This window comes from Paeniglutamicibacter psychrophenolicus, assembly GCF_017876575.1.
Classification (GTDB): domain Bacteria; phylum Actinomycetota; class Actinomycetes; order Actinomycetales; family Micrococcaceae; genus Paeniglutamicibacter; species Paeniglutamicibacter psychrophenolicus.
The window spans coordinates 1411052-1437762 of record NZ_JAGIOE010000001.1 but is presented as its reverse complement, the minus strand read 5'-3'; the positions used below and the strand labels follow the sequence as shown (position 1 = coordinate 1437762).

The following is a 26711-nucleotide window of genomic DNA, read 5'->3' as shown; positions in this document are numbered from 1 at the left end:
TTCCCCGCACCAGGAAACGAGAAACCGATGTCAAAACCCACCAGCACGGAAATTCGCTTGGCGTCGCGTCCCACCGGTTGGCCGACACCGGAAAACTTTGAAACCGCGACCGTCCAGCTGCCCGACCTGGCCGAGGGCGAGGTGCGGGTATCCAACGAGTACCTCTCCGTGGATCCGTACATGCGCGGGCGGATGAATGATGCCAAGTCCTATGCGGCGCCCTATGCGCTGGGCGAGGTCATGACCGGCGCGGCGGTGGGCGAGGTCGTCGAGTCCCGCGCCAAGGGCATTGCCCTGGGCGACAAGGTGCTGCACCACCTGGGCTGGCGTTCGGTGTCCCAGGGGCCGGCCGCGGCCTTCCGCGTGGTCCAGGAGATTTCCGGGGTGCCGCTGTCCGCCTACATGGGGATCCTTGGCATGACCGCCTACACCGCCTATGTCGGCCTGCTGGAAATCGCAAGGCTGAAGGAGGGCGATATCGTCTTCATCTCCGGCGCGGCCGGAGCCGTGGGCAGCGCGGCGGGGCAGATCGCCCGGCTCAAGGGCGCGGCCCGCGTCATCGGTTCGGCGGGCACGGACAAGAAGGTCGCGCTCTTGAAAGACAAGTACGGGTTCGACGCGGCATTCAACTACAAGGACGCACCGGTGCTGGAGCAGTTGCGTGCTGCCGCGCCGGAGGGCATCGACGTGTACTTCGACAATGTCGGCGGGGACCACCTCGAGGCCGCACTGTCCGTCTTCAACCGCGACGGGCGGGCCGCGTTGTGCGGGTCCATCTCCTCCTACAACGCGACCGAGGCCCCGGCGGGTCCGCGGAACATGGGGAACTTGATCACCCAGGGGCTGAGCCTGAAGGGTTACACGGTTGGGTTCCATCCCGGGCTCTTCCCCGACTTCGTCAAGGACATGTCCGCGTGGCTGGATTCCGGCGAGGTCGTGTTCGAGGAAACGGTGATCGAGGGCCTGGAGAATGCGGTCCACGGTTTCCTGGAGCTCATGCGCGGGGCCAACACAGGAAAAATGGTCATCAAGCTCTAGAAAACACCACCCGGATCCCGGGACCGGCCGTCTCTGGCCCTTGGCTCAGTACTGCCGCGACTCCGTGTAGAACCACTGGATGTGCTCGCGCAGGAGATGGGCGGCCAGGGGTCCGTCGCCGCCCTTGACCGCCTGGTGTATCGCATGGTGCTGGGACCGCAGGACCGTGGCGATCTTCTGCCAGGCCGCGTCGCTGGCCACCGATTCGCTGACGTAGTCGCTGATCGACAGGCGCAGCGATTCCATCATGGCCTCGATCACGGCGTTGCCCGCCAGCGAGGACAACAGCACATGGAACTCCGCGTCCAGGTCATGGAATTCTTCGCGGTCAAGCCCCGGTTCGTCCATGGCTTCAAGCAGCTCGCCGGTTCGGCGGATCACGGCTTGGCTGTGTTCCGGGTTTCCGGCCAGGTCGGCGGACTGCGCCGCCCAGGTTTCCAGGAGGATGCGGGACTCGACGATGTCGGCAACCGAGAGCTGGCGCGAGGCCACGTGGAGGCGCAGCGTTGCAGAAAGCCCGACCGCGGGATTGGAAATGACCACGGCCCCAGAGTTTGGTCCGGAACCGGTGGAGGTGCGCACCATGCCCATGGCGTCGAGGATGCGGATCGCGTCCCTGACCGAGGCCCGGGAAATGCCGTGGGTTTCGGCCAGCAAGCGTTCGCCGGGCAGTTGGTCGCCGATCTTGATCTTGCCTGACCGCAGGTCCGCCTCGATGCTTTTCAGAACCGTTTCATAGGCGCGGGCCGGCTGCGGCGAGGTACGTGCTTTGCTAGTCACTGCTTCATTTTCCCATGCTCACGACTCTTGCCTGGCTCCCTGGCCACACAACGATGCTTCCAAGCCTAGTGCGTGCCAGGCCAAAGAAAGGCGGCCCGTGTGACGGCGACTTTCGTCGCCGGCGCACGAGCCGCATCCCGCCAGATCCAGCACCGTGGCGGTGCCGGCACCCTTACGGGGTAGGCAGCATCCAGCTCAGGATCGGGGTGGACTGCAGGTAGACCAGCACGCACAGGATCAGCAGCATGCCCACCGACCAGCCGGCCACCTTCTTCAGGATGACCGATTCCTTGCCTTCCATGCCCACCGCGGTGGCGGCAATGGCAAGGTTCTGCGGGGAGATCAGCTTGCCGACCACGCCGCCGGAGGTGTTGGCGGCAACCAGCAGGTTGGGGTCGATTCCGGCGTTGATTCCGGCGGTCTGCTGCAGCTTCGCAAACAGGGCGTTGGCCGAGGTGTCCGAGCCGGTCACCGCGGTGCCGATCCAGCCCAGGATCGGGGACAGGAAGGCGAAGAACGCGCCGGTCCCGGCAAGCCAGGTGCCGATGGTGATGGTCTGGCCGGAAAGGTTCATGACGTAGGCCAGGGCCAGCACGGACAGGATCGTGGTGGCGGCCCAGCGCATGTTGTAGATGGTGCGCCCGATTTCCAGCACCGCGTCCGAGACCTTGATCTTGTACTTGCCGCCGGCGTCGTTGAGCGAGTAGACGACCGCCACGATCAGGCCGGTGAACAGCAGCAGGGTGCCGGGGTTCGAGAGCCACTGGAAATTGTAGATGGTCGAGGAAACGGGGTTGCCCTCGCCGTCAAGGATGTGCCCGTAAAGCATGGGCCACTTGACCTTGACGTCGGTGGCGGCCAGGGCGCCGGGAACATTGGCTCCCAAGGTCCAGAGCTTGGCAATGCCGAAGATGACAATGACCAACAGGTACGGGAAGAGCGCCAGGAACGTCGGGCCGGGCTGCAGCTTGCGGTCCGTCTCGTCGTAGGTCGAGATCTTGCCGGCGGACTTGCCGTTCGATCCTGCCGACCCGGCGACCTCGCCCACCAGGATGCGGGCACGTGCCTCGTCGCGGCCCTTCGAGGACCAGAAGCGCAGGAAGACCACTGCCGCACCCAGGCCCGCGAGTGAGGCGACGATGTCGGTCAGTTCGTAGGAGAAGTAGGTGGCGCAGAAGAACTGGGCAACGGCGAAGGAGGCACCGATGACCAGGGCCGCCGGCCAGACTTCCTTCACGCCGCGCTTGCCGTCAAGGATGAACAGCAGCAATGTCGGCACGAAGATGGCCAGGATCGGTGCCTGGTGCCCGACGATGGCGCCGATGTGGTTGGCGTCCAGCCCGGTCAGGCCGGCCGCGGTCGTGATCGGGATGGCCACGGCGCCAAAGGCGACCGGTGCGGTGTTGGCCACCAGCACCGCTGCGGCGGCACGCAACGGCGACATGCCCAGGGCGAGCAGCATCGTGGCGGTGATGGCCACCGGGGCGCCGAAGCCGGCGAGCGCCTCGAGCAGGCCGCCGAAGCAGAAGGCGATCAGGATCGACTGGATGCGCACGTCCCCGCCGCCGATCACGTCAAAGACGCGTCGCAGGTCCTCGAAGCGTCCCGAAATCACGGTGACCTGGTAGAGCCAGATCGCCATGATGACGATCCAGACCACCGGGAAGGCACCGAACACAGCACCCATGACTCCGGACATCAGCGCCATGCCCGCCGGCATCTTGAAGACGAAGATCGCGACCAGGATGGCCACCAGCAACGAGGCCAGGCCGGAGACGTGCGCCTTGGCCTTGACGACGGCCAGCATGACGAAGAACGTCACCAGGGGCAGCAATGAGACGATGGCCGAAAGCGCGATGCTTCCGGACAGCGGATCGGTCGTGGGTGTGAATGTGTCCACTGGTGATTCCTTCGCGTGTGGGAGTGGGGCGCGGAAAGTGTTTTGTGGCTGCCGATGGGCGTCCGTGGTCAGACCACTATGGTCCGACCACGATAGTGTAGCCCAAAAAACCGTCCGTCGGTGAGTCTCATCACAAGAATCCCGCAGGGGCCACCCGGCTAGACGTGTGCCCGATCACGACCTAGTATGGTCAGACCACATCAAATCCTCGGCAGAGCACGCCGGAAGGGCCGTTGAATGAAAATCGCACTTTTCGCCACCTGCATCGTTGATGCCATGTATCCGCAAACCGCGCGTGCCACCGTCAAGATCCTTGAACGACTGGGCCACGAGGTCATCTTCCCCTCGGGCCAGGCCTGCTGCGGCCAGATGCACATCAACTCCGGATACATGGACGAAGCGCTGCCGGTGGTCGCCAACCACGTGCAGGCCTTCGAGGCCGATGCCTACGATGTAGCCGTCGCGCCGTCCGGGTCCTGCGTCGCCTCGGTCAAGCACCAGCACCCCATCCTTGCCGAACGCTGCGGAGACGCCGCGCTGAAGGCACGCGCCGAGGCCGTGGGCGCCAAGACCTACGAACTTTCCCAGCTGCTGGTCGATGTCCTGGGCGTGACCAATGCCGGCGAACAGCTCGGCTCGCACTTCCCGCACAAGGTCACCTACCACCCCTCCTGCCACGGCATGCGCTCGCTGAACCTGGGCGACCGCCAGTTGGACCTGCTCAAGAGTGTCGGCGGCATCGAGGTCGCCGACCTGCCCGAGGCCGACCAATGCTGCGGCTTCGGCGGAACCTTCTCCATGAAGAACGCCGACGTGTCCTCGGCAATGCTCGAGGACAAGGCCAAGAACATCGAATCCACCGGTGCCTCGCTGTGCTCCGGCGGTGACGCATCCTGCCTCATGCACATCGGCGGCGGGCTTTCACGGACCAAGTCCAACACCACCACGCTTCACTTTGCCGAGATCCTGGCAAGCACCATGGCCGAACCCGTCTCCGTGACGGGCGAGGTATTCGTAGGAAAGGGAGGCAAGCGATGAGCGGGGTCTTCATGGGAATGCCGAGCCTGCCGGTCTTCGGCGACGGCAACCTGCACATCGACGAGCCGTTCCCGGCCGCCGCGCACCGCGAACTGGGCAACACCCAGATGCGGGCCAACCTGCGCCACGCGACCCACACCATCCGTGACAAGCGCATCAAGGTCGTGGGCGAGCTTCCCGACTGGGAGGAATTGCGCGACGCCGGAGCGGCAACCAAGAACCAGGTCATGGCGAACCTGCCGGCGCTGCTAGAGGAGTTCGAAAAGAACTTCACCGCCCGCGGTGGCATCATCCACTGGGCGCGCGACGCCGACGAGGCCAACCGGATCGTCTCGGATCTGATCAAGGAACAAGACACCACCGAGGTCGTCAAGGTCAAGTCCATGGCCACCCAGGAAATCGGACTCAACGAATACCTCGAGGAACAAGGCATCTCCGCCTTCGAGACCGACTTGGCCGAGCTCATTGTCCAGCTGGGCCACGACAAGCCCAGCCACATCCTGGTCCCGGCCATCCACAAGAACCGCACCGAGGTGCGCGACATCTTCCTGGCGGAAATGCCGAACGTGGATCCGAACCTGACCGATGAACCGCGACTGCTTGCCATGGCCGCCCGCGAACACCTGCGCCGCAAGTTCCTCTCCGCCAAGGTCGCCGTCTCCGGCGCCAACTTCGCCCTGGCCGACTCCGGCACGCTGGCGGTCGTCGAGTCGGAGGGCAACGGGCGCATGTGCCTGACGCTGCCCGAAACGCTGATCACCGTCATGGGCATAGAAAAGCTGCTGCCGGCCAAGGAGGACCTCGAGGTCTTCATGCAGCTGCTGCCGCGCTCCTCCACCGGCGAGCGGATGAACCCGTACACCTCGCTCTGGACAGGGGTCACCGAGGGCGACGGACCGCAGAATGTGCACTTGGTGATGCTGGACAACGGCCGCACCGCCGCGCTGGCCGACAAGTACGGCCGCACCGCGTTGAACTGCATCCGCTGCTCGGCCTGCATGAACGTGTGCCCCGTCTACGAGCGTACCGGCGGCCATGCCTACGGTTCGACCTACCCGGGCCCGATCGGCGCGATCCTCTCCCCGCTGCTCACCGGCATCAAGTCCGAGGAAAACAGCTCGCTGCCCTACGCCTCATCGCTGTGCGGCGCCTGCTTCGACGCCTGCCCGGTAAAGATCAACATCCCCGAGATCCTGGTGCACCTGCGCGGCGAAGACGTCGATTCCAGGCGCGGCGAAAAGAAGCTTCCGTCCCAGATGGACCTGATGATGAAGGGTGCCCAGTGGGCGTTCTCCTCGGGCAAGAACCTGGGCCTGTTGGAAAAGGGCCTGCCGCTGGGCAAGCTTGCCGCCGGACAGGACAAGAAGATCAAGCGGCTTCCGGGCATTGCCGCCGGCTGGACCCAGTCCCGCGACATCCCCGCTCCCCCAAGCCAGTCATTCCGTGACTGGTGGAAGAAGGAACACCAGAGCGAAGCCACCACGATGAAGCAGGAGAAGTAGAGACCATGGGCGCCAAGGAAGAAATCCTCTCCCGCATCAGCTCCGCACTGCGCGATGCCCCGGTTCCGGCTCCGGTCCCCCGCGAATACCGCAAGACCTCGGACATGGAAGAGTCCGCGCTCATTGAGCTGTTGGTCGACCGGCTCGAGGACTACAAGGCCCACGTCAATGTGGTGGATGCGGCTGAGCTTTCGGCCACCATTGCCGAACGCCTGAAGGACGCCACCAGCTACGTGGTGCCGCACGGCATCGCCGGGGAATGGCTCACCAATGCAGCCCTGGCCAACGATGCGCGCCGCCGCGTCGATGCCCCCGGTGCGGTCCTGGGCATTCCCGAGCTCGATGGCACCGATGCCGTGCTGACTTCCTCGGCGGTTTCCATTGCAGAGTCGGGCACCATCGTGCTTGATGGCACCGGTGACCAGGGCCGCCGCGCGATCTCGTTGGTTCCGGACCACCACGTGTGCGTGGTCCCGGTGTCCACCATCGTGCAGTTGCTGCCCGAGGCGCTGCCGCGCATGGACATCACCCGCCCGCTGACCTGGATCTCCGGACCGAGTGCCACCAGCGACATCGAGCTTGAGCGCGTCGAAGGCGTGCACGGCCCGCGGCAACTGGACGTCATCATCGTCAAGGGGCTGTAAGGCCCCAAGCTGCATCATCGTTTCTCCGTCGCCCATAATGTCATGTGGCGGCGGGGAAACTTCACCTGTTGGGCGGCACTTGGTTGAGATCCGCTTCAGTACTTTCCCGACATTGCGAGCTCACCCAGATGATTCCTCACCCGGACCGAAAATTTCGGCGCGCCAGCCGCAAACAGGGCTTCGTCGAGTGTTCTATCGTTGTGTTTCTTGGCCCAATAACGCAGCTGTTTCTGCACCACTGATTAGGACGACGCCAGGTCGGCGCTCATCGACCAGACAAAGCATGTCATCCGCGGTGCATATTTCGAACTCGCATTCTTCCCGAAATGGTTCGAAATGTTTGATGTTATTGGTCACGAGGTAATCCACCAGCCCGTGTTCGGCCGCAGCAACTACATGTGCATCAAATTCGTCTCGCCCGGAAGCAATGAGTTCAGCGCGAATCGAATAGCCCTCGACCATGGCGTCAGGGCAGGCATTCTCAAGCCGCCGTCGCAAACCACCGGTTACCACCTCCGACGCAGAAGGATTCCGTTTTCGAAGGTGATAGAGGAATTCAGCCAAGACATCCTCGCTCCAACGGAGCCTGATTCCCTCTGCCCCAGATTCCAAATCGATGAGGCAAAACCAATCTCTCAGAGTGCGCGAGAGAAGGATATTTGAGTCCAAGAACAAATGAGTCGACCCTTGTTGCATAAAGTGAATACTACGCAGCGGTGACGACAGTTCTTACTCCTCGATCAGTCCGAGCGAATCTTCGAATGTACGAAGTTCGTCGAATGCACGACGCCGGGAGTCAAGCCGCTTCTCCTGAAACTTCCGTAAATCCTCACGCAGGAACCGCGAATGGGTACCGACCTTATGAAAGCTGATCTCTCCTTTGGCTGCGAGCTTCAAGAGTGTAGGGCGGGACATGCCCAAGATCTTGGCGGCTTCAACACTGGTCAATTCCTGGGCCAATTGGGTGATGGCGATGGATTTACCGGATGCAGCCAGGCGAAGGATGTGATGGAGGAGTTTTGCCAATCCTGCGGGGATGACGACTTCTTCACCAGCAGCGGATTCGATTCGAATCTTAAGCTTCTTCGGGTCCACCTCATGAAGTCGACGTTGCACCTCAACGGCTTCTGCATGCTGGGCAGAAGTCACATCAAGGGTCTGGATACCTTGGATTGTAGCGATTGAACTCACGATCACCCTTTCACTTATTTCAACTATGCCAAACAAGTGAAATAAATGCAAGAAGTTGCGTTCGAACAGGCAGCGCCATTCATGCGCTTTGAGCATTCACCGCCTATGCTGAAGTGGAAGACCCCGGAGAGATCACTGGCCCGCCATATCGCCGGGGTTACGCTTTTAACGTCCAGCTGTTGGCTTTCGTCCAAGCAATTCTCGGGATGGACTGAATCCGAGGGTAGACCCAACGTTGGTTGGGCAGATGTTCCCGGTGACATCCTGTGGTACTCACCCGGCCGATGAAGTGGGTCTTTCCGGCCGAACACCACCGGCGAGAGCGGGTTTGAGCGTGACGAGGGCATGCGCGGCTCACTCCAGCCGGACAAGATCATCGTCGACGGACTCTGTCGTCCAAACACACAAGAACCCTGCCGCTGGTGCATCAAGGCGCACCAGCGGCAGGGCTCATCGGGTGATTGGCCGAGCGGCAGAACAGAGCACGTTCAGCCGCGCCAGCTTAGAAGCTGGTGACGACAACCCTGGTTACGGTGGGATCCTTGAGCATCTCGTAGCCCGCTTCGACCTCGCCCAACCCGATTTCCTTCGAAATCATGTCGTCGAGCTTGAGCTTTCCGGCGAGGTACAGGTCCACGTACGCCGGCACGTCGCGGCGCAGCACGCCCGAACCCATGTGGATGCCGGTGATGGAATTCTGCCCCTGCAGCAGGGCACGTCCGTCGATGTTCATGGTCTGGCCGGAGGTCACCCCGATCAGGTACAAGCCGCCGCCCTTGCCCAGCATCGCCACGCCCTGTTCCTGGACCTTTCCGATGCCCACGAAATCGAAGACATGGTCCGCGCCGCCCCCGGCGATCGCTTTGACCGCAGCCACTGGATCTTCCTCAGCGGAATTGACGGTGTGCGTCGCCCCGAATTCCCGCGCCTTCTCGAGCTTTGCCTCCGCCACATCGATCACGATGATTGGGGATGCCCCGGCAATCACGGCGCCGTTGACCCCGTTGAGGCCGACGCCTCCGGCTCCCACGATCACGACGCTTTCGCCCGGCTTTACCTTGGCCGTGTTGAGCACCGCACCAGTACCGGTCAATCCACCGCACCCGAGGAGCGCGGCCTGGGGAAATGGCATCTCGTCCGCAATTTTCACCAGCTGGTTTGAGTGGACGAGGGCCTGCTGGGCAAAGGCGCCCAGCCCGAAGCCTTGGGCCACTGCCACACCATCGCGGGTTAGCCGCGACGGCTGGTCCGAGGTGCGCAGCGTGGCATCCCGGTCGAGGCACTGGAAGCTGCGCTCCGATAGGCAGTTCGCGCAGCGCCCGCAGAACTGGATGAGGGATCCGACCACGTGGTCGCCAACCGCGAAGTCGGTGACCTCGGGGCCGATCTTGGTCACGATGCCGGCAAGCTCGTGGCCGAAAACCGCTGGTACGGGATACTCATGGCGGTGGCTGGCCACGCTCAGGTCGGTGCGGCACAATCCGGATGCCTTGACCTCGACCAGGACCTCCTGGCCAATCGGATCGTCGATGGCGATGTCCTCAACGTGGAATCCGCCGCCAATTTCGTGCACGACTACTGCTTGCATCCTTGATTTCTCCCTTGAACCGATCCCGCCAGATGGCTGCACACCATGTGTTTCAGATCACTCTATGGCCTCGCTTTTGCTCCATTGCCCCCGGGCCACAGCCCACCCGCCTCATTTCCCACCTATTCCGCCCGACGATTCCTTCTTAAGAAGCAAGGTCTGACTTGGAACTTCTCGTAGATCCGGCAAACGATTCGGCAATCTTCCACCGCGGGCAGCAGCGCCGGGCCGACGAAGGGTGATAGTCAACCCTGCTACCAGCGATAGCCAACTGGGCGAACAGTGACGACCGTCTCGTGGAAGTATCCAGCGGATTTGCCGCCTTCCCTGCCAAAGATCACCGTCTACTGGCGATGGATCCCATGCTCCGAATGCAGTGAGGTGGTACCCACGGCTCGCGGGTACCACCTCACTCTGCGTCGCACCCTAGGTCTAGCGCCCTCCGATCACGCCTTTCTCGGTGGCCTTGGTTACCGCGTCGGCCTCGCCCTGGGTGGGCGTCCCGTCCTTCACCGCCGCATCAAGCTTCGACGTCAACGCGGCCGCACGTTCGGCGTTGCTCTCCGTCCGGAGTTCCTCCAGTGCCGCAGTGACCTCGGATTCCTCGATGCCAAGCGTTTGGGCCAGGGACTTGGCAAGCGCTGCATCCCTTTCCTCACGATCCGGCCTTGCGGCATCCTTGATGCGCTCGGCCGGCTTGTTGGCTTCCCTGAACGTATCCAAGGCATCACTGAGCTTGCTTTCCTCGACGCCCAGCTTCTCGGCTAGGCCAGAGGCCATTTCCGGGCCTCCGCCGCGATGGCCGCCGTGCCCGCCGCGTTCGGAGGGCAGCGACTGGGTGATGCCGCTGGTCGTGTCGGAGACGGTACCCGTCGTGTCAGCCGCGGATGCGACCGACGCCAGGCCCAGCCCGGTGACCAGGGCAAGTGCCGCGGCGGATGTGCCCAGCGCTATGGTCTTCTTCGTTGCCATGAGTGTTCCCTTCAGTGGCCGCCCGCAGCGATACCAGTTGGTGGTCCGGCATGCAACGCCGGCTCCACTCCACCTTGCCCGTGGCTGATATGGCGGGATTGTCGGGAACCTGTCAACGGACTGTGGCTAATCGCGGAAGAACCGATCCCGCAGCTAGGCTCACCCGACATCGCGGTGCCGCAGCGCCAAAACAGCCAGTGCAACGAAAAGTATGTTTAGGCCCGCCAGCCCCCAAAACGCGCTCCAGTCGATGCCGTTGGCCACGAGCTGCCCGCCGAGCGCCCAGTGGTACGGCGAAAAAGCATGCATCCATTCCAGGTCCGGGCTTTGGTTGCCCAGCGCGTTGAGCAGGTAACCCCCGACCGCCACCAGGGCGCCCGCCGAGTTTCCGTGCATCCGGTGCCCACCCACGGCCCCGCCCAGCAGCGCCGCTGTGCCGCCAAGCAGCACCAGCAGCAGGAACTGTGCCACCGCCTGGAAGAGCATTCCGGCGTCAAGTCCCAGCTCCGAGGGCCCGTTCAGCGCCAGCACCCCCGCGTAGATCACCACCATCAGGAAGGCCATGCGCAGCAGCAGCGCCAGGGACCGTTCCAGGACCACCTGGGTGCGCGTCACCCCGTGGGCGAGCGTGAGCTCGAGCAGGCCCTCGTCCTCATCCCCGCCGATGGCCGCAGCCCCGGTGCCGATGGCCACGGCCGAGGAGAGCATGAATCCCAGCAAGCCGAAGAAGGTTGCCTGGGTGTAGCCGGCACCGGTCGCGATCTGGTCGTAGTTCAGTGCACGGACCAGCTCCTCGGGCAGGGAGGCGAGCAGTTTCTCCATTTCCGGGCCGGCCATGGACGGGTAGAGCGGAAGGTAGAGCGCAAGCACGGACAGGAACACCAGGGCCCAGACGAGCGTGGAACGCCAGGTGTCCAGCAGCGCCTTGCCCATCAGCGGCAGGACCGGGCGGCGGCCGGCGGGCGTCATGGCCGCGGCTCCCCCGCGCGATGGCGTCCGTTCCCGGGAGGGGAGCCGTAGAGCTCGAGCACCGCTTCCTCCAGGTCCGGTTCCTCAAGGACCAGGTCGAGCACCTCGACCCCGGCCAGGGCGTGCAGGAGCGCACCGACCTCGCCGGCGAATCTCGCCTCGAGCGCGCCGGCCCCTTCGCCGAGCCGTTTGGTGTCCAGCAGCTCCAGGCCGGGGAGCGGTTCCAGTGCCCCAGCAAGTGTCTCGGGGTCCGTGGCGGCCACGACGCGCAACCGGCGACGGGCACCTGCCCGCAGCTCCTCGACGGTGGCGGTGCGCACGATCAATCCGTCGCGCAGGATCGCCACGCGGTCCGCCGCCTGTTCGATCTCCCCAATCATGTGGGAAGACAGGAAAAGCGTCTGCCCGCGCCCGCGGGCGTCCTCGACCATGCCGAGGAATTCCCGCTGCATCAGCGGGTCCAAGCCGGAGGTGGGTTCGTCGAGGATGAGCAGCTCGGGATCGTGCATGAACGCCTGCACCAGTCCGAGTTTCTGCTTGTTGCCCTTGGAAAGCTTGCGAGACTGCCGGTCGAGCTCAAGTCCCAGGCGTGAGGCGAGTTCCTCGATGCGGCCGGGTGCCACCGGTCCGCTGATGGCGGCAAAGTGTGCCATCATCCTCCGCCCGGTGATCCGCCGTTCCAGGGCGAGTTCGCCCGGGAGGTATCCGATGCGGCGCCGGATCGCCGGGCCTGCCCGGCGCGGATCGGTGCCCAGCACCCGCACCTGGCCGGCCGTGGGCCTGATGATGTCCAGCAGGCAGCGCATGGCGGTCGTCTTGCCGGCACCGTTGGGCCCGATCACCCCGAAGACGCTGCCGCGCGGGATTTCGAAGTCGATGCCGCGCAGCGCCTCGCGGTGGCCGAAGCTCTTGGCCAGGCCCTGCACCTCGATGACGTTCTCCATGCCGCTGCCCTTCCGGGTGCCCGCCTCGGGGCTCCCCCACACTTCATTGTCGTTGCTGCTCACGATCCACGCCAGAGGACCGGACGCCATGGGCCGGTAGGTGATCGCCGGAAGCGTCGGCATGGAATGCCCGGACGACGCCGAATGCTGCACGGAGCGCATCGGCCCCGATCTCCTGGCCGCAGTAGGACTGAAAATGATCCAAAGCGGAGCGGTCGCTCCGAAAGACCGCCCCGCCCTCGTCGATTGTGCAAGACCCGCTTGCACAATTACCGTGGCGTCATGGTCGGGTCCAATGCAACAGGACTGGCAGGGATCCCGAAGGGAAGTGCGAAACCCGCCTGCACGAACGTTCCGGTCGATCTACGTCCAAGGGATGTGGGATGCGTGCATTCATGTGCCATGGACGTGCCGGTGCTGAAGCAGAACCTCCGGTGTCCGATGCGTTGGAACGCATTGGACACCGGAACCATGTGCTGCCTCGTTGAGGGCCCGAAGCTGCTAGCGCTTTTCCTCAACGGTAATGGTCCATCCGGCAAAGCCGGCAGCATTGACGTCGAGGTAGTAGTTTCCGGCCTTCTTGTGCAACGCGGTGCTGGATTTCTCCGCCTTGTCGAGCATCAGCAGCGGAATACCGCCATCTGTCATGAGGTCCACGCCTTCTTCTTCCAGGTACACGCTGCCAAGCAGGAAGCTGCCCTTGCCGGCGAAGTCGTAGGTCAGTCGTGCTTCGGCTCCGGTCAGTTCAAAGACCCCGCTGGCCTTGTCGTTGGAACCCTTGAGGGTGGTGACCTTTGTCCATTTCTTCTCCTGCTTGGCAGGTGCGGGCGCTTCCTTCGCGGCCGGTGCGGCAGCAGGTGCCTGTTGAACAGGTGCGGTGTCGGGTGAAGGAAGACCGGCACCGGCTGTTCCGCCCGACGAGGTCTGGCCGAAGACGGCGCTGATAACGATCAGCACGCCGGTGACGATCCAAGCGACGGTCTTGCTCTTGTCATACCCGTCCAGGGGTGCCCCGGACTTGTCGCGCTGCTTGCCTGCCAGCACCAGGATCAGGTCGACCAGTACCCAGACTCCAAGTCCACCGATGGTGAACAGCTTCAGCAGGCCGGTGCCGACCTTGCCGAGGTAGAAGCGATCGACGCCGAAGACGCCAAGGAACAGTGCGAAGAGCCAGGTGGCAATGAACGACTTGCGCGGTGCCGGCGGCGCGTAGCCCTGCATCGGCTGCTGGGGGTATCCCTGGTAGGAATTGGTGGTGCTCATGATGTCCTCCTTGCCGCGGTTGCGGCGGTCAAATGTTGATCGGGTTGTGGGTGTGGGGCAGGGTGCGGCCGGGCCGGCCTTGTCCATGGGCCTACTTTTTCCGCCAGTCGCCGCAGTTGGACGACTTGAAGTCCTGGCCCTTGGAGAGCCTCACCGTGGGCTTGCCGCCGCCCGGGATGTCGTTGTCGATGATGTCGTCTCCGTTGCTGCCCGAGCGGTAGATTCCCCAGTAGCAGCGGGAGCCCACGCTGCCGGTGGTCCGATAGGTGCCGGGCTTGATGTCTTCGCCGACGGTCCACATTCCGTCGCTCACGGTGTTGGCGGCGGCTTCGGCCTCCGCGGTGCCCACGGCCTTCTCCCGCGTCTTGACCGCAGCTTCGGCTTCGGAGACCTCGGTTTCCTTCTCGCCCACCGCACTCTCGCGTTCTTCCAATGCGCTTTCGCGGTCCGCGAGTTCCGACGCCAGGGTGTCGTGTTTGGTGGTCAGCTCGGCAAGCTCGCCGCGGTACTTGTCGCGGTCTGCTCCCGCCACCTGCGCGTGGCTGACCGCGGTGGCGTACTCCTCGCTGGCGGTGGGATCGGCCATCGCCATGCCGGCGTAGATCCCGCCGATGACCAGGCCGACCGCCAGAGCCGCAGCGAGCGTAACTTTTCCGCCCTTGCTCATGGGAGACTTCGTTTCTTGAACCGTTGAGTCTTTTGGCGTGTTCATGGCTGCTCCTGGGTTTCGACAATGACGTTGAGACCGTCATCCGGGTGGTAGCCCCACGAGACGGTGAATCCGGACCACGAGCCGGTTTGTCGTCCGTCAAGGGCTCGAGTGGTTTCCATCCGCGCCTGGATGCTTGCCGGCGAACCCAGTTCGTCCAGGACGCAAGTAACGTCGGAGAACGGTGCACCCGTCCCCCAGGAGCTCTTCCCCGAAGTCTGCAGTTCAATGCTCCCGCCGCCGTCCATCACGGTGATGCCCTTGCTGTCGACCACCTGGCAGGTTTCGACGGCGGAAGGGATGGCATCCGTAGCCGCGTTGGCCGAGGCGTCAAGGACTGTCGGAGTAGCGGACGAAAATCCAGCCACCAGGCCAATCAGCACACCGGCAACGAGCCCCACGATCCCAAAGACCCAGGGGTTGTGCTTCTTCTCTGCCGAGTGGGCGGCGGGTTGAAAATGCTGGGGGTCGAATCCCGGCTGGATTCCCGATGGTGCGGTCATGGCGGTTCCTCCTGAAAGATGCGGTGACGTGTCGGGCAGGTGGGCTGAACCCAAGCAAGCCCACCTGCCCTGGCCCCGGGACTCCCCCAAGCACCGGGCCTGTTTCAAAGCTAGAAGAGAACCATCTAACGCCATAAGTTTCGGTTGATAACCTGGGTTATCAGAGATTCAATTCTCAACCTGTTGATTTGTCGTAGGGTGTAGATAAGCCACACGAGACACGGAGAGGACAGGTCACATGGGATATCCCGGCGACACCGCACTGAAGCTCTCGCTGGTTGACATCTCCAAGTTGGCCAAGGTCCAACGCCCGGTCGTTTCCATGTGGCGGACTCGCCACAAGACATCAACACCGCGCTTCCCGGAACCCGTGGAAGTGAGCAACAAGCAAGAGCTTTTTCTCGCAGACGAGATCGTTGAATGGCTGCAAGACACCGGTCGGGGAAACAACCCGGCAGCCGCTGAGGATATGGCGGCATTTGCCAGCAGCGCACGCGACAACTTTGACCTCGTGACCGCGTTGCTCGTGGTGCGGACGCTTAGCGGAGAAGCCCTCACAGGCATGCATCCCGAAGATGTCCTGGACCTCGCCGAGGAACAGGACCCGGACGACGACTTCATCTTCTCCGAGCTCGAGGCAGCCGTCGCGTCGCTGGAGCCCTTGTTGTTCTACATCGACCAGCTGGTGGATGCTACCTTCACGGCACCAGCTGCATTCGAGAAGCTCATGAATGACAGGTCGCGGTTCCAACGAACCGACGCGCTCTTCGATCCGATGGTCCTCAACCTCGTCGCGCTCCTGGCACGATCCCTGGCCGATGGCAAGCTTGCATTTGCCGAGGCGACACCCGGTGGCAGCGATCTCCTGCTGGCAATCGCGGACAGCTTCGACGAAGCGACATCAGTGGCGCTTGCCGTTGCACCGCTGGCCCCGGATTCTTCCCGGCTGGCACTTCGTCGACTCCAGGTCCATGCGTTCAGCCGGGAAAACCTTCGAGTCGGTGCTCCGGATGCCGAGTTACCCGGACAAATCACGGTTGCGCATTTCCCGGCCAAGAACCACGCGACCATGACCGATGCGCAAATCTTGACGGCGATTGACAACATTGCCTTGGAGTTGGATGGCACCCAGGCTGCAGTCGTGTTGGCCCCGGCTCGCCTGCTCACCGACAAGTTGGCCGCCGGTTCCCCGTCGCAAATCCGTGACACGTTGATGCGCTCCGGCAAGCTCCGAGCGATCGTTCGGTTGTCGGCCGGCTTGCTCAAATCCCACCCCCGTCAGCACTTGGCACTCTGGCTTCTGGGCAAGGAACAAACCAACGTACCCATTGCCGACCGGTGGACTGCAATTGCAGACCTTTCGGGGTTCTCGCTCGATAAATCCGGAACCCAGGACCTGGTTGCCGATCTCCTGGCATCGTTGCATGGCCTTGACGATGTCAAGGCCAGGGCGTTTCGCTTCGCCCGGCTGGTCAAGACCAGGCTGCTCCTCTCCGGTGACGGGAACCTCCACCGGGTCCCTCCCAAATCGGCCGACATCAAAGCGGCAACGCCAGACTTGGCAGAGATATTGGTCAGGGCAGAGACGGCCATCGAAACCCTCAACAGGACCTCGCATGCGGCCGCTTTGGATATCCAACTTGAGCTTGGCTCCGGGGTGGCGTTGCCCACGGCGGCGCTCGGTGACCTGCTGAATTCCAAGCAGCTCAAGTTGCTTCCAGGCACCCGGTTCCAGGCACACGACACCGCAGCCGCTGACGGCTTCATGGTCATTGGAGTGCCGGAACTCCTCAATGGCGAACGGACTCGCCACCTCGACAGGTTGCAATTGGCTGCCCTATATCCACAGGCACATCTGACCGAGCCCGGCGACGTCATTTTCTCCACCATTGGTGGGCCTCATGCCTGGGTCGATCCGCTGGGGCTCAGCGTCGTTGAGTTCCCTGCGCGCATCCTCCGAACCAACCACAAAGCCCCTTCCGGATTGATCCCCTCAGTTCTGGCAACCGACATCGCCACGGGGCCCCGTGGCTCATGGCGTCGGTGGCATGTGAAACGATTCCATGAGGATCATTTGGAAAACACCAAGGCGGTGCTTGAAGAGATCGAGAGATCCAGGCAGCAAGCGCTCGATCGCGTGGCACAGCTGGAACAGTTGTCCACGCTTCTTGCCAGGGGCTCCGCAACCACAGCCCTGCAAATTACCCGCAGTACGTCCACCCTGGAAGGAAACAACTAGTGCCTCCGAAGAAGAAGGTTGAGACAGCACCCTCAACCATGAAGGAACTCAAGGACACCCTCTGGAAGGCGGCGGACAAGCTCCGCGGTTCCATGGATGCATCCCAGTACAAGGACGTGATCCTTGGCCTGGTGTTCCTGAAGTACGTTTCCGATGCCTTTGAGGAACGTCGCGGGCAGTTGGCCGAAGAGCTTGCAGCAGATGGCATGAATGAAGTCCAGATCGACCAGCTCATTGATGACACCGATGAGTACACCGGACGCGGTGTGTTCTGGGTTCCGGACAACGCCCGTTGGAACTACTTAGCGGAAAACGCTAAGGGACTGCCTGCCATGGATGGCGGTGCTCCCAAGAACATTGGTGAGCTCGTGGATGCCGCCATGGATTCGGTTATGAACACGAACCCTTCTCTGGCGGCAACCCTGCCAAAGCTCTTCAATCGCGACAGCGTGGACCAGCGTCGCTTGGGTGAATTGATTGACCTGTTCAACTCGGCCCGATTCACGGGCCAGGGTTCCGGACGTGCCCGCGACCTGCTCGGCGAAGTTTACGAATACTTCCTGGAAAAGTTCGCCCGCGCCGAAGGAAAACGCGGAGGGGAGTTTTACACCCCCGCCGGCGTTGTCCGCGTTCTGGTCGAAGTCCTCGAACCGACAAGTGGCCGCGTCTACGATCCTGCCTGCGGCTCTGGCGGCATGTTCGTACAGACCGAGAAGTTCCTTGATTCCCATAATGCGGATCGCACTTCGATCTCCGTCTACGGGCAGGAACTCAACGAACGCACATGGCGGATGGCGAAGATGAACCTTGCCATTCACGGGCTCAATGCGAATCTGGGTCCGCGTTGGCAAGATACCTTCGCCCGGGATGTACACCCGGACATGGAAGCCGACTACATCATGGCCAACCCACCGTTCAACATCAAGGACTGGGCCCGCAACGAGTCCGACCCGCGCTGGCGCTACGGTGTCCCTCCGGCAAACAACGCCAACTACGCATGGATCCAGCACATCATTTCCAAGCTGGCACCGGGCGGCACCGCCGGCGTGGTCATGGCCAACGGTTCAATGTCCTCAAACTCTAATGGCGAGGGGCAGATCCGGGCTCAGCTTGTGGAAGCCGACTTGGTTGCCTGCATGGTCGCACTGCCGACCCAACTCTTCCGTTCTACCGCAATCCCGGTATGCACCTGGTTCTTTGTGAAGGACAAGACCGCCGGCGAGCACGGCTCGGTCGAACGCACCGGACAGGTTCTGTTTATCGACGCACGGAACCTGGGTCACATGGTGGACCGCGCCGAACGTGCCTTGAGCGACGAGGACATCGCGAAGATCGCCAACACCTTCCACGCGTGGCGCGGCAGTGCGTCAGCTGATGGCATGGAATACAACGACGAGGCCGGCTTCTGTTATTCGGCCACACTTGCAGAGATTAAGGAAGCGGACTACGCGCTCACCCCAGGACGCTACGTAGGAGCGGTCGATGTGGAAGACGACGGCGAGCCGATCGAAGAGAAGATCGAGCGGCTGAAGAACGAACTGTTTGAGCAGTTCGACGAATCCGATCGTCTGGCGCTTGTCGTGCGCGAGCAGATGGGGAGGATATCGTGACGACGCCTGATCACTGGATCATACGAACCGTAGATGATCTTTGTCTCCGAGTAACGAGCGGGGGCACTCCAAACCGTTCGAATCCTGAATACTACGAACCCGCGACAATCCCGTGGGTCAAGACAGGCGACTTAACAGACGCTTTTATCCGGGACTACGGCGAACGCATTTCTGAGGATGGCGTCCGCGCATCGTCCGCAAAAGTACTTCCGCCGAACACGGTTCTCATGGCCATGTATGGGGCAACCGTCGGAATGCTCGGCATGCTCATTGAAGAAGCAACGTGTAACCAAGCGGCGTGTGCGATGATTGCAAACCCTAATATTTGTGACCCTCGATGGCTATTCTACGCGCTACTTAACGATCGCGATTTTATCGTTTCTCAGGCGACGGGTGCCGCTCAGCAAAACCTAAGCGGGAAAACAATTCGCCAATTTGAGTACTCCACGCCTCCCCTATATGAACAAAAAGCGATTGCTGAAATCCTCGGCGCCCTTGACGACAAGATCGCCGCGAATACGAAGCTAGTGAACACCGCCGACGAATGGGTTCGGGCCGAGTACGACAGGATGGCCAACTCAAGTGACGAGAAGCGCACCATAGCGGATCTAGTTACTCATCGACGAAACGCAGCCGACCCGGCATTATTTGAAGTCCACGTTCCGTATGTTGGCCTCGAGCATATTCCTCGGCGTTCCATGTGGCTCGCGACCCATGGAACGTCCGATGAAGTCAGCAGCAATAAAAGCCATTTCCAGCCTGGAGATATCCTTTTCGGAAAGCTTCGTCCTTACTTCCACAAGGTTGTCACTGCACCTAAAGCAGGAATTTGTTCTACCGACATTCTTGTACTTACTTCGATCAATGAGACCCTCTCGGGCTACGCTTTGGCGTCGCTCTCCCACGACAGCGTTGTGCAGGCAGTCACCGCCGCCAGCGAAGGCACCAGAATGCCTCGCACAAGCTGGAAGGATCTGTCCAACGTCGAAGTGCCATGGCCAGGTCAGATCGCCGCGGCAACCTTAAGCGCCAGGGTCCAAACAGTTCGCTCGTTTGTGATCGGTGTTCTATCCGAGAGCCAGACGCTTGCTGCCACTCGCGAGGCACTGCTTCCCCAGCTCATGTCGGGCAATCTCCAAGTCAAGGAAGCCGAACAGGTCGTGGCGACAGCGATCTAGAGATGGACCAAGTTGCAAGCACCATCTGCAACACGGCCAACGCTTTGTTCAAAACAAGATAGATTCAGGTCAGAAACAAGTTCTGGGGGACGTACAACCGATGACTATGCAGACCAGCTTTACCGAGGCCGACTGGGAGGCACTCGCGCTCGAGCAGCTCGGCGACGAAAATTGGCGGCCCCTTCACGGGGATGAAATCGCCCCCGGCACCCACGAGCGGGAGACCTGGAGTGAGCTGTTCATCCGACCGCGCCTGCTCGCTGCCCTGCGACGGCTGAACCCGGGAGTCCCAGGTCAGTATCTGCAGCAGGCACTTGCGGAGATAGTGGCTCCCGGGTCACAGGACGCGATTACCGAGAACCACCGCATCCACAAGATGTTCGTGGAAGGGCACCGGATCTCCTACCTGGAACCAGACGGGACCGAGCAAAACCCCATGCTGCGGATCATCGGCACCGAAGAGACCGACAACGACTGGCTTGCCGTCAGCCAGGTCACGCTGATCCAGGGTGAGTACCATCGCCGCTTCGACATCGTGTTGTACTGCAACGGCATGCCGGTGAGCATCATGGAATTGAAGAAGGCCGGTTCCAAGAGCGCCGACGTTGCAGCCGCCCACGCCCAACTGCAGACTTATGTGCGCGAATTCCCGCTCGCCTTCCGATTCTGCGTCTTCACCTTTGCCTCCGATGGGTTGGAGGCAAAGTACGGAACGCCGTTCACCCCGCTGAACCACTTCTCACCATGGAACGTCGACGACGAGGGTGTGCCAGTCCCTCCAGGACACAGCGTCGACGGCGAAGCGGTCCTGCCCATCGAAACCGCGATTGCCGGGCTCTACAACCCCACACGCTTCCTGCAGCTGCTACGCTCCTACACCGCGTTCGATGCCGGGGCCGGCGGCCTGCTCAAGCGCATTGCCAAGCCGCACCAATACTTCGCCGTCACCAAAGCCCTCGGGTCCACCATCGATGCGGTGCGCACACATGGCAAGGCGGGCGTTGTCTGGCACACCCAAGGCTCGGGCAAGTCCATGGAAATGGAGCTATACACCGCGGCCGTAATGCGCCATCCTGCGTTGAAGAACCCGACGGTCGTCCTGATCACGGACCGCAATGAACTCGACGGACAGCTCTACTCGGGATTCGCCCGCTCCCAACTGCTCCCCGACACCCCGAAGCAAATCCGACGCCGGTCCGAGCTGCGCTCCGAGCTCTCCGGCCGGGTCACCGGAGGCATCTACTTCACCACGCTGCAGAAGTTCGGCCGGACCAAGGGCGAGAAGGACTCGGGCACCGATCACCCGCTGCTTAGCGACCGGAAGAACATCATAGTCGTCGTGGACGAGGCGCACCGCAGCCACTACGACGACCTCGACGGATACGCGAGGCACCTGCGCGACGCGCTGCCCAACGCCACGCTGATCGCCTTCACCGGAACCCCCATCTCCTTCGATGACCGCAACACCCGAGACGTGTTCGGCCCCTACATCGATGTCTATGACCTCTCCCGTGCCGTTGAAGACGGTGCTACGGTTCCGGTGTACTTCGAACCGCGCCTGATCAAGGTGCAACTGGCCGACGGCGTGACGCAGGAGGACCTGGATTCCGCAGCGGACGAGGCCACCACCGGGCTGGATGACACCGAACGCGCGCGGATCGAGCAATCCGTTGCAGTGGTCAACGCCGTCTACGGCGCACCGGAACGCTTGGCAGAACTGGCTAGGGATCTGGTGGCCCACTGGGAGGGTCGTCGGGACACCGTGGCCCCGTTCATTGCCGATACCAAGGGAAGCCCGACTTTCGGCAAGGCCATGATCGTCGGCGGAACCCGCGAGATCTGCGCCAACCTCTATTCGGCCATCGTGGCCCTGCGCCCCGACTGGCACTCGGACGAGCTGGACAAGGGCAAGATCAAGGTCGTGTATTCGGGGACCGCGTCCGATACCCCACCCGTCATCGACCACGTCCGCCGCGACTCGGAAAACAACTCCATCAAGGAACGGCTCAAGGATCCGGGAGACGAGCTGGAACTCGTGATCGTCAAGGACATGATGCTCACCGGGTTCGACGCCCCTCCCCTGCACACCCTCTATCTGGACCGCCCGCTCAAGGGCGCCCTGCTGATGCAGACGCTCGCCCGCGTGAACCGCACGTTCCGCGGCAAGTCGGACGGACTGCTGGTGGCCTACGCACCCCTGGCAGAGAACCTCGCCAAGGCGCTGGCCGAGTACACCGACAACGACCGGGCGAACAAGCCGGTCGGAAAGAACGTTGATGAGGCCGTGGGCCTTGCGGTGGAACTGGTGAACCAGGCCCGCGAGCTGCTGGTCGGCTACGACTGGCGCGCGGTGCTGCGCAGGCCAGGGCAGAAAGCGTTTCTGAATGCCGTCACCGGTGCGGTCAACTACCTGCGCGATTCGGCCAGCCCAGGCAACGCCACAACCGAGGACGGGGCACAGCCCTTGGCTGTCCAGTACCGCCAGGTGTCCGGGCAGCTCGCCCGGGCATGGTCGTTGTGCACGGGCTCCGGAAAGCTCGAGGAGCTGCGGCCGGAAATCCAGGTCTACGAGGAAATCCGGGTCTGGATGGGCAAGTACGACGCCATGGACCGGCAGGAACGCGGCGAGCCAGTGCCGGAAGAGATCCAGCGGATGCTTGGCCAATTGATTGCAACGGCGACGGACGCCACCGGGGAAGTCTTGGACATCTACGAGGCAGCTGGCATGCCCAAACCATCGCTGAATGACTTGACTCCGGAATTCATTGCCAAGACCCAGAAGGCACGGAACCCGCAGCTGGCCATCGAAGCGCTGCGCAAGCTGGTGGCTGAGGAGTCCGCGAAGACTACCGCGCACAACACCATCCGGCAACGTGCGTTCTCGGATCGCATCACCGAGCTAATGAACAGGTACACCAACCAGCAACTCACTTCCGCAGAGGTCATCGCGGAGCTCGTGGAGATGGCAAAGGAAGCACTTGCCGAGGCTGATCGCGGCAAGCAGTTCTCTCCCCCGTTGGACTATGCGGAGCTGACGTTCTACGACGCCATCACGCAGAACGAGTCCGCCGTCGAGGTCCAGGGTGAGGGCAAGCTCGCCGAGATCGCGCGGCAGTTGGTGACGGTCATGCGACGTGACGTCCGCACCGACTGGACTGTTCGCGAGGACGTCCGAGCCAAGCTCCGGTCCTCCGTGAAACGGCTGCTGATCCTCAATGGCTATCCGCCGGATCAGACGCCAGAGGCGATCAAGCTAGTCATCGAGCAGATGGAAGCCATGGCCATGAAATCTGCAGCCTGACCTAATTCAGACGACAGCCCGAAAGAATGGAAACTAGCGTGAACCCGGAACAATTTGGTGCTCAGAACGTCTGGTTGTTGCTGGACCAATTCAATGACCTGCTTGGCAAAGCCCGTACCAAGGATGCCTCCACTAGTGACAATGCCATGAAGTTAAACGTCCACCGCTGAAGTCAAGCCCTTGTTGGCTTCGGCGCCCGGTGGCATGTGGCGCACTGGCGGTGGCACGACCCTGGACGCGGGAACCTGTCTTAAAATGTGAGACGGGTCCCGGAATGTGCCGTCTCAAGAGATCGGTGACAGTTCTGCCTCAGGACACCGGTGACAGTTGATGCATCAGGACTTCGGTGACAGTCGCCCTGAATCCCGGTCCCTGCCAAGGACCGGGCGGGACTTGGAGATGCCGACGTAGGCCGTGCCTTTCGGCGGCCAGGCATAGTCGGCCACGACTTCCCCTTCGGTGTTGGCGAAGATGACGCCGTCGTCATCCCAGCTCGCAATGACGTTTCGTCCGCCCATCGATGCGGTCAGGGAGAATATGGTTCGTCCGATGTTGACGACGCCGTTGGAATAGGCCTTCAGCGTCCGGCTCCCGGCGCCGGAGGGCTGGATGATGCTGCCGGTGACCCGCTCCGGCCCAACGGTCGCCGGCGCCCCTTCGTTCACCGTGCCGGCGGTGGAAGCGGCGGCTTCCTGCTCCGCCGCTGCCGTCAGGCGTTGGGCAACGCCCAGGATTCTTGCCTCGGGGACATTGGCCTCCGGAGGGATCGGGCTGGGCCGGGGTTCCTCGGCCACGGGCGTGGCATCCCACGACCGCTGTGGGGTGATGCGCCCGGGCAGTCCCTGGTGCGGACGCTCGGTGTTGTAGATGTGGTCGAATTGGTCCACCTGGGCCTGGAGCTCCGCGTGGGACTGGGCCAGGGGCTGCTTGTCCAGCCAGCGGAAAAGGGTCTGGTGGAAGCGCTCGTTCTTCCCCTGGGTGGTGGGCTTGTACGGTTTGCCGGTGATCGCCTTGACCCCGAGCGAGGTCACGTAGGCGACCAGTTGCCCTTCGACCCCGCGCCGCGAGGGGTTGAGCGCGGCGCCGTTGTCCGTGAGAAGCCGCTGTGGCACCCCGCGGGCGGCGATGCCCTTTTGCACGACCGCGATGGCCGCCTCGCTGGTCTCCCCGGAGGCCACGTGGGTGGCGACGGCAAGGCGCGAATGGTCGTCCTGCAGCTGGAAGATCACGCACTTGCGTCCGCCGGCGAGCACGTACTCGGTGGCGTCCAGCTGCCAGCAGGCGTTTGGCGCCGGGTAGACGAACCGGCGGTACGAGGCCCGGGGTTTCTTGTTCGGCTCGGACCGTGCCACGTTTTTCTCGCGGAAGATCCGGGCCAGCGAGGCCACGGAGGGGGCCTGCATCCCCAGGGACAGCATCTTGTCGTGCACGCTGATCGGTCCGTGGTCCAGCCCGGAGGATTCCAGGGCGGCCCGGACCTGCAGCGCCTCCTGCTTGCGCTCCTCGGTGAGCTGCGTGGGCGAGGCCTTCGGGCGGCGGGAACGTGGCTCCAGGGCCGCGGCCTGGCCCTCGTCGCGTGCCCGGGCCCGGATCGCGTAGAACGTCTTGCGGGTGATCTCGTGCTCGGCGCAGAACGTGGTCACCGACCCGCGTGGTGCGTCCTCGGGCCATTGGGCGATCGCCAGGCGGATACGGGCATTGACAGGCTCATTCTTGTTCACCCGTCATTCTTCATGCCCGCGCCCTGCCGGTCAAAGCCACATTAACCGCAGGGAAGTGTCACCACCAAGACCCCCGGAAGTGTCACCGATGTGCTGGGGCAGAACTGTCACCGATCTCTTGAGACGGCGATGATGGTAATAGGCCATCAGCCCGGTGTGACCCTTCTTGAGACTGACACCCTTACGGGTTGTCTTGATAATGATCAGTCCGCCGGCTGGTGGCCAGCACCAAGCGTGCTGCCCGGCCGGACATGACTTCATAGGAGCCTGATCCAGAGGTCCCCTCGCCGTCCTGTCTGCCCGGCTGGACAACACGAGCCCACCCTGTTGCTTTACCGGTTTCAGAGGAGCTCCATCCATCATGACAAATGAGAACTACAAAGTCATCGCCGGCATCGATACCCATGCCGACACCCACCACGTTGCCCTCGTCACTGATTACGGGAAACGGCTCGGGGATCGCAAGTTCCTGGCCGTCGGATCCGGGTACCAGGAGATCGCCGCCTACCTGACTAGCTTCGGTGCCGTCACTGCCGTCGGCGTCGAAGGAACCGGCTCATACGGGGCTGAGCTCGCCCGGGTCCTGGCCGGCCAGGGATTCACCGTCAGGGAGGTGAACCGACCCAACCGCGCCGAGCGCCGACTGCGCGGAAAGTCAGATCCCTTGGACGCCTACCAGGCTGCTGAATCCGTGTTGGCGGAGCGTGGCACTTCCACGCCCAAAACGCGTGACGGGTACGTCGAGGCGTTGCGGGTGCTGCGCACCGCCCGCACCAGCGCGATGAAGGCCCGCACGGCCTTGCTGAACCAGATCAGCGGAGTCCTCACCACTGCAGCGGAGGAGGTCAGAGTCAGATATCGGGGCATGACCAGCGTGGCACGGGCCAAGGCCTTGGCTGCGAGCAGGCCTTCCGGGGATCCTGCGGACCCGGTTGTGGCGACCCTGCTGACGCTGAAGCGGATGGGCACACGGTACCGGTTTCTCAGCGAGGAAATCGCCGAGACCGACGCCGAGTTGGCCGCCATCGTGTCCGCCCATGCCCCGGAGCTTCTGGAGGTCAACGGCGTTGGCACCGTGGTCGCGTCCCAGTTGCTGGTGACCTTCGGGGACAACCCCGAACGCATGGAAAGCGAGGCCGCTTTCGCGGCCCTGGCCGGCGTTGCGCCGGTGCCGGCGTCCTCGGGGAAAACGAACCGCCACAGGCTCTCCCGCGGCGGTGACAGGCAAGCAAACGCTTCGCTTTACCGCATCGTGCTCGTGCGCATGGCCAATGATCCCAGGACGCGCGAATATGTCGCCAAACGCACCGAGGACGGCCTGAGCAAGAAGGAAATCATCCGCTGCCTGAAGCGCTACGTCGCCCGGGAAATCTTCCGTGTCATGAAGAATCCCAGGCCTACCCCGTTGACCAATGACCTACGTCCCCTGCGCCTGGCATTGGGCCTCACGCAGGTGGTGGCAGCTTCCTCCTTGGGATGCTGGACAACCGCGATTTCACGGATTGAGCGTGGTCTGTGCCGGGACCGTGAGGTCGTTGAACGTTACCGGACATGGCTGGAGAAACAGGTCGCGGAAAGCCGTTGACAACAATAGGAGCATCATAACAAGACGGGTCCCGGA

Annotated in this window: 22 protein-coding genes; 10 read left to right on the top strand and 12 right to left on the bottom strand. The window is 62.7% G+C overall.

The annotated features are described in order from the left end of the window. Positions 1 to 27 precede the first annotated feature (27 nt). On the top strand, positions 28 to 1038 hold the full coding sequence (locus tag JOF46_RS06345; protein WP_209906548.1) for an NADP-dependent oxidoreductase: 1011 nt from the start codon (positions 28 to 30) through the stop codon (positions 1036 to 1038). Positions 1039 to 1083: 45 nt separating this feature from the next. On the opposite strand, the gene JOF46_RS06340 is transcribed toward JOF46_RS06345, so the two are convergent. Together JOF46_RS06340 and JOF46_RS06335 are read right to left on the bottom strand one after the other, a co-directional pair. Continuing rightward, on the bottom strand, positions 1084 to 1818 hold the full coding sequence (locus JOF46_RS06340; RefSeq protein ID WP_209906547.1) for a FadR/GntR family transcriptional regulator: 735 nt from the start codon (positions 1816 to 1818) through the stop codon (positions 1084 to 1086). Between the two features lie 172 nt (positions 1819 to 1990). Beyond that, on the bottom strand, positions 1991 to 3718 hold the full coding sequence (locus JOF46_RS06335; RefSeq protein ID WP_209906546.1) for an L-lactate permease: 1728 nt from the start codon (positions 3716 to 3718) through the stop codon (positions 1991 to 1993). A gap of 237 nt (positions 3719 to 3955) precedes the next feature. Here JOF46_RS06335 and JOF46_RS06330 point away from each other — a divergent pair, with 237 nt between their 5' ends. The 3 genes from JOF46_RS06330 to JOF46_RS06320 are packed head-to-tail and all read left to right on the top strand — an operon-like array spanning position 3956 to position 6902. Continuing rightward, a complete protein-coding gene (locus tag JOF46_RS06330; RefSeq protein WP_209906545.1) occupies positions 3956 to 4756 on the top strand; it encodes a (Fe-S)-binding protein in 801 nt (266 codons plus the stop codon). Continuing rightward, positions 4753 to 6258, top strand: coding sequence for a LutB/LldF family L-lactate oxidation iron-sulfur protein (locus JOF46_RS06325; protein ID WP_209906544.1), 1506 nt, complete (start codon positions 4753 to 4755; stop codon positions 6256 to 6258). Before JOF46_RS06330 ends, JOF46_RS06325 begins: the two co-directional genes overlap by 4 nt. A 5-nt stretch (positions 6259 to 6263) precedes the next feature. After that, entirely contained in the window at positions 6264 to 6902 is a 639-nt protein-coding gene (locus JOF46_RS06320) for a LutC/YkgG family protein (RefSeq protein ID WP_209906543.1), read from the top strand. Between the two features lie 192 nt (positions 6903 to 7094). Here JOF46_RS06320 and JOF46_RS06315 read toward each other — a convergent pair whose 3' ends face one another. The 9 genes from JOF46_RS06315 to JOF46_RS06275 all read right to left on the bottom strand — a co-directional run bounded on the left by JOF46_RS06315 (position 7095) and on the right by JOF46_RS06275 (position 15041). After that, positions 7095 to 7598: a PIN domain-containing protein gene (locus JOF46_RS06315; protein WP_245348027.1), complete on the bottom strand. Its 504-nt coding sequence runs from the start codon at positions 7596 to 7598 to the stop codon at positions 7095 to 7097. Positions 7599 to 7631: 33 nt separating this feature from the next. Then, complete coding sequence (locus tag JOF46_RS06310; protein ID WP_245348026.1) at positions 7632 to 8189, bottom strand: helix-turn-helix domain-containing protein; 558 nt, start codon at positions 8187 to 8189, stop codon at positions 7632 to 7634. A gap of 406 nt (positions 8190 to 8595) precedes the next feature. Continuing rightward, positions 8596 to 9681 carry a zinc-binding dehydrogenase gene (locus JOF46_RS06305; protein WP_209906542.1) on the bottom strand — a complete coding sequence of 362 codons (1086 nt, stop codon included), beginning with the start codon at positions 9679 to 9681 and terminating at the stop codon, positions 8596 to 8598. 432 nt (positions 9682 to 10113) lie between these two features. Then, on the bottom strand, positions 10114 to 10653 hold the full coding sequence (locus JOF46_RS06300; RefSeq protein WP_209906541.1) for a hypothetical protein: 540 nt from the start codon (positions 10651 to 10653) through the stop codon (positions 10114 to 10116). A 159-nt stretch (positions 10654 to 10812) separates the two neighbouring features. Continuing rightward, a complete protein-coding gene (locus tag JOF46_RS06295; protein ID WP_209906540.1) occupies positions 10813 to 11622 on the bottom strand; it encodes an ABC transporter permease subunit in 810 nt (269 codons plus the stop codon). Then, positions 11619 to 12629, bottom strand: a complete 1011-nt coding sequence (locus JOF46_RS06290) for an ABC transporter ATP-binding protein (protein ID WP_425355035.1) — start codon at positions 12627 to 12629, stop codon at positions 11619 to 11621. The genes JOF46_RS06295 and JOF46_RS06290 overlap by 4 nt, the downstream gene beginning before the upstream one ends. Before the next feature lie 438 nt (positions 12630 to 13067). Then, positions 13068 to 13829 carry a TM2 domain-containing protein gene (locus JOF46_RS06285; RefSeq protein ID WP_245348025.1) on the bottom strand — a complete coding sequence of 254 codons (762 nt, stop codon included), beginning with the start codon at positions 13827 to 13829 and terminating at the stop codon, positions 13068 to 13070. Between the two features lie 91 nt (positions 13830 to 13920). Next, entirely contained in the window at positions 13921 to 14496 is a 576-nt protein-coding gene (locus JOF46_RS06280) for an Rv1352/Rv1906c domain-containing protein (RefSeq protein ID WP_209906539.1), read from the bottom strand. 41 nt (positions 14497 to 14537) lie between these two features. After that, positions 14538 to 15041 carry a hypothetical protein gene (locus tag JOF46_RS06275; RefSeq protein WP_209906538.1) on the bottom strand — a complete coding sequence of 168 codons (504 nt, stop codon included), beginning with the start codon at positions 15039 to 15041 and terminating at the stop codon, positions 14538 to 14540. A gap of 238 nt (positions 15042 to 15279) precedes the next feature. On the opposite strand from JOF46_RS06275, the gene JOF46_RS06270 reads away from it, so the two are divergent. From JOF46_RS06270 to JOF46_RS22530, 5 genes are all read left to right on the top strand, one after another. Next, the gene (locus JOF46_RS06270) at positions 15280 to 17280 is read left to right on the top strand and encodes a hypothetical protein (protein ID WP_209906537.1); all 2001 of its coding nucleotides are present in this window, start codon (positions 15280 to 15282) and stop codon (positions 17278 to 17280) included. Next, positions 17280 to 18890 carry a class I SAM-dependent DNA methyltransferase gene (locus JOF46_RS06265; protein WP_209906536.1) on the top strand — a complete coding sequence of 537 codons (1611 nt, stop codon included), beginning with the start codon at positions 17280 to 17282 and terminating at the stop codon, positions 18888 to 18890. The genes JOF46_RS06270 and JOF46_RS06265 overlap by 1 nt, the downstream gene beginning before the upstream one ends. After that, on the top strand, positions 18887 to 20068 hold the full coding sequence (locus tag JOF46_RS06260) for a restriction endonuclease subunit S (RefSeq protein WP_209906535.1): 1182 nt from the start codon (positions 18887 to 18889) through the stop codon (positions 20066 to 20068). The genes JOF46_RS06265 and JOF46_RS06260 overlap by 4 nt, the downstream gene beginning before the upstream one ends. A gap of 100 nt (positions 20069 to 20168) precedes the next feature. Further along, on the top strand, positions 20169 to 23369 hold the full coding sequence (locus tag JOF46_RS06255; RefSeq protein WP_209906534.1) for a type I restriction endonuclease subunit R: 3201 nt from the start codon (positions 20169 to 20171) through the stop codon (positions 23367 to 23369). Between the two features lie 38 nt (positions 23370 to 23407). Then, entirely contained in the window at positions 23408 to 23539 is a 132-nt protein-coding gene (locus JOF46_RS22530) for a hypothetical protein (protein WP_281070093.1), read from the top strand. A gap of 165 nt (positions 23540 to 23704) precedes the next feature. Here JOF46_RS22530 and JOF46_RS06250 read toward each other — a convergent pair whose 3' ends face one another. Beyond that, positions 23705 to 25090 carry an integrase core domain-containing protein gene (locus JOF46_RS06250; RefSeq protein WP_209906533.1) on the bottom strand — a complete coding sequence of 462 codons (1386 nt, stop codon included), beginning with the start codon at positions 25088 to 25090 and terminating at the stop codon, positions 23705 to 23707. Positions 25091 to 25451: 361 nt separating this feature from the next. Between JOF46_RS06250 and JOF46_RS06245 the strand changes: the two genes are divergently transcribed. Continuing rightward, positions 25452 to 26675, top strand: coding sequence for an IS110 family RNA-guided transposase (locus JOF46_RS06245; RefSeq protein ID WP_209906532.1), 1224 nt, complete (start codon positions 25452 to 25454; stop codon positions 26673 to 26675). The last annotated feature ends 36 nt before the right edge of the window (positions 26676 to 26711 follow it).

Coding starts and splice junctions, on each gene's coding strand:
- JOF46_RS06345 (WP_209906548.1), top strand. CDS start 28: ATGTCAAAACCCACCAGCACGGAAATTCGCTTGGCGTCGCGTCCCACC.
- JOF46_RS06330 (WP_209906545.1), top strand. CDS start 3,956: ATGAAAATCGCACTTTTCGCCACCTGCATCGTTGATGCCATGTATCCG.
- JOF46_RS06325 (WP_209906544.1), top strand. CDS start 4,753: ATGAGCGGGGTCTTCATGGGAATGCCGAGCCTGCCGGTCTTCGGCGAC.
- JOF46_RS06320 (WP_209906543.1), top strand. CDS start 6,264: ATGGGCGCCAAGGAAGAAATCCTCTCCCGCATCAGCTCCGCACTGCGC.
- JOF46_RS06315 (WP_245348027.1), bottom strand. CDS start 7,598: ATGCAACAAGGGTCGACTCATTTGTTCTTGGACTCAAATATCCTTCTC.
- JOF46_RS06310 (WP_245348026.1), bottom strand. CDS start 8,189: ATGCTCAAAGCGCATGAATGGCGCTGCCTGTTCGAACGCAACTTCTTG.
- JOF46_RS06305 (WP_209906542.1), bottom strand. CDS start 9,681: ATGCAAGCAGTAGTCGTGCACGAAATTGGCGGCGGATTCCACGTTGAG.
- JOF46_RS06300 (WP_209906541.1), bottom strand. CDS start 10,653: ATGGCAACGAAGAAGACCATAGCGCTGGGCACATCCGCCGCGGCACTT.
- JOF46_RS06295 (WP_209906540.1), bottom strand. CDS start 11,622: ATGACGCCCGCCGGCCGCCGCCCGGTCCTGCCGCTGATGGGCAAGGCG.
- JOF46_RS06285 (WP_245348025.1), bottom strand. CDS start 13,829: ATGAGCACCACCAATTCCTACCAGGGATACCCCCAGCAGCCGATGCAG.
- JOF46_RS06280 (WP_209906539.1), bottom strand. CDS start 14,496: ATGAGCAAGGGCGGAAAAGTTACGCTCGCTGCGGCTCTGGCGGTCGGC.
- JOF46_RS06275 (WP_209906538.1), bottom strand. CDS start 15,041: ATGACCGCACCATCGGGAATCCAGCCGGGATTCGACCCCCAGCATTTT.
- JOF46_RS06270 (WP_209906537.1), top strand. CDS start 15,280: ATGGGATATCCCGGCGACACCGCACTGAAGCTCTCGCTGGTTGACATC.
- JOF46_RS06255 (WP_209906534.1), top strand. CDS start 20,169: ATGACTATGCAGACCAGCTTTACCGAGGCCGACTGGGAGGCACTCGCG.
- JOF46_RS06245 (WP_209906532.1), top strand. CDS start 25,452: ATGACAAATGAGAACTACAAAGTCATCGCCGGCATCGATACCCATGCC.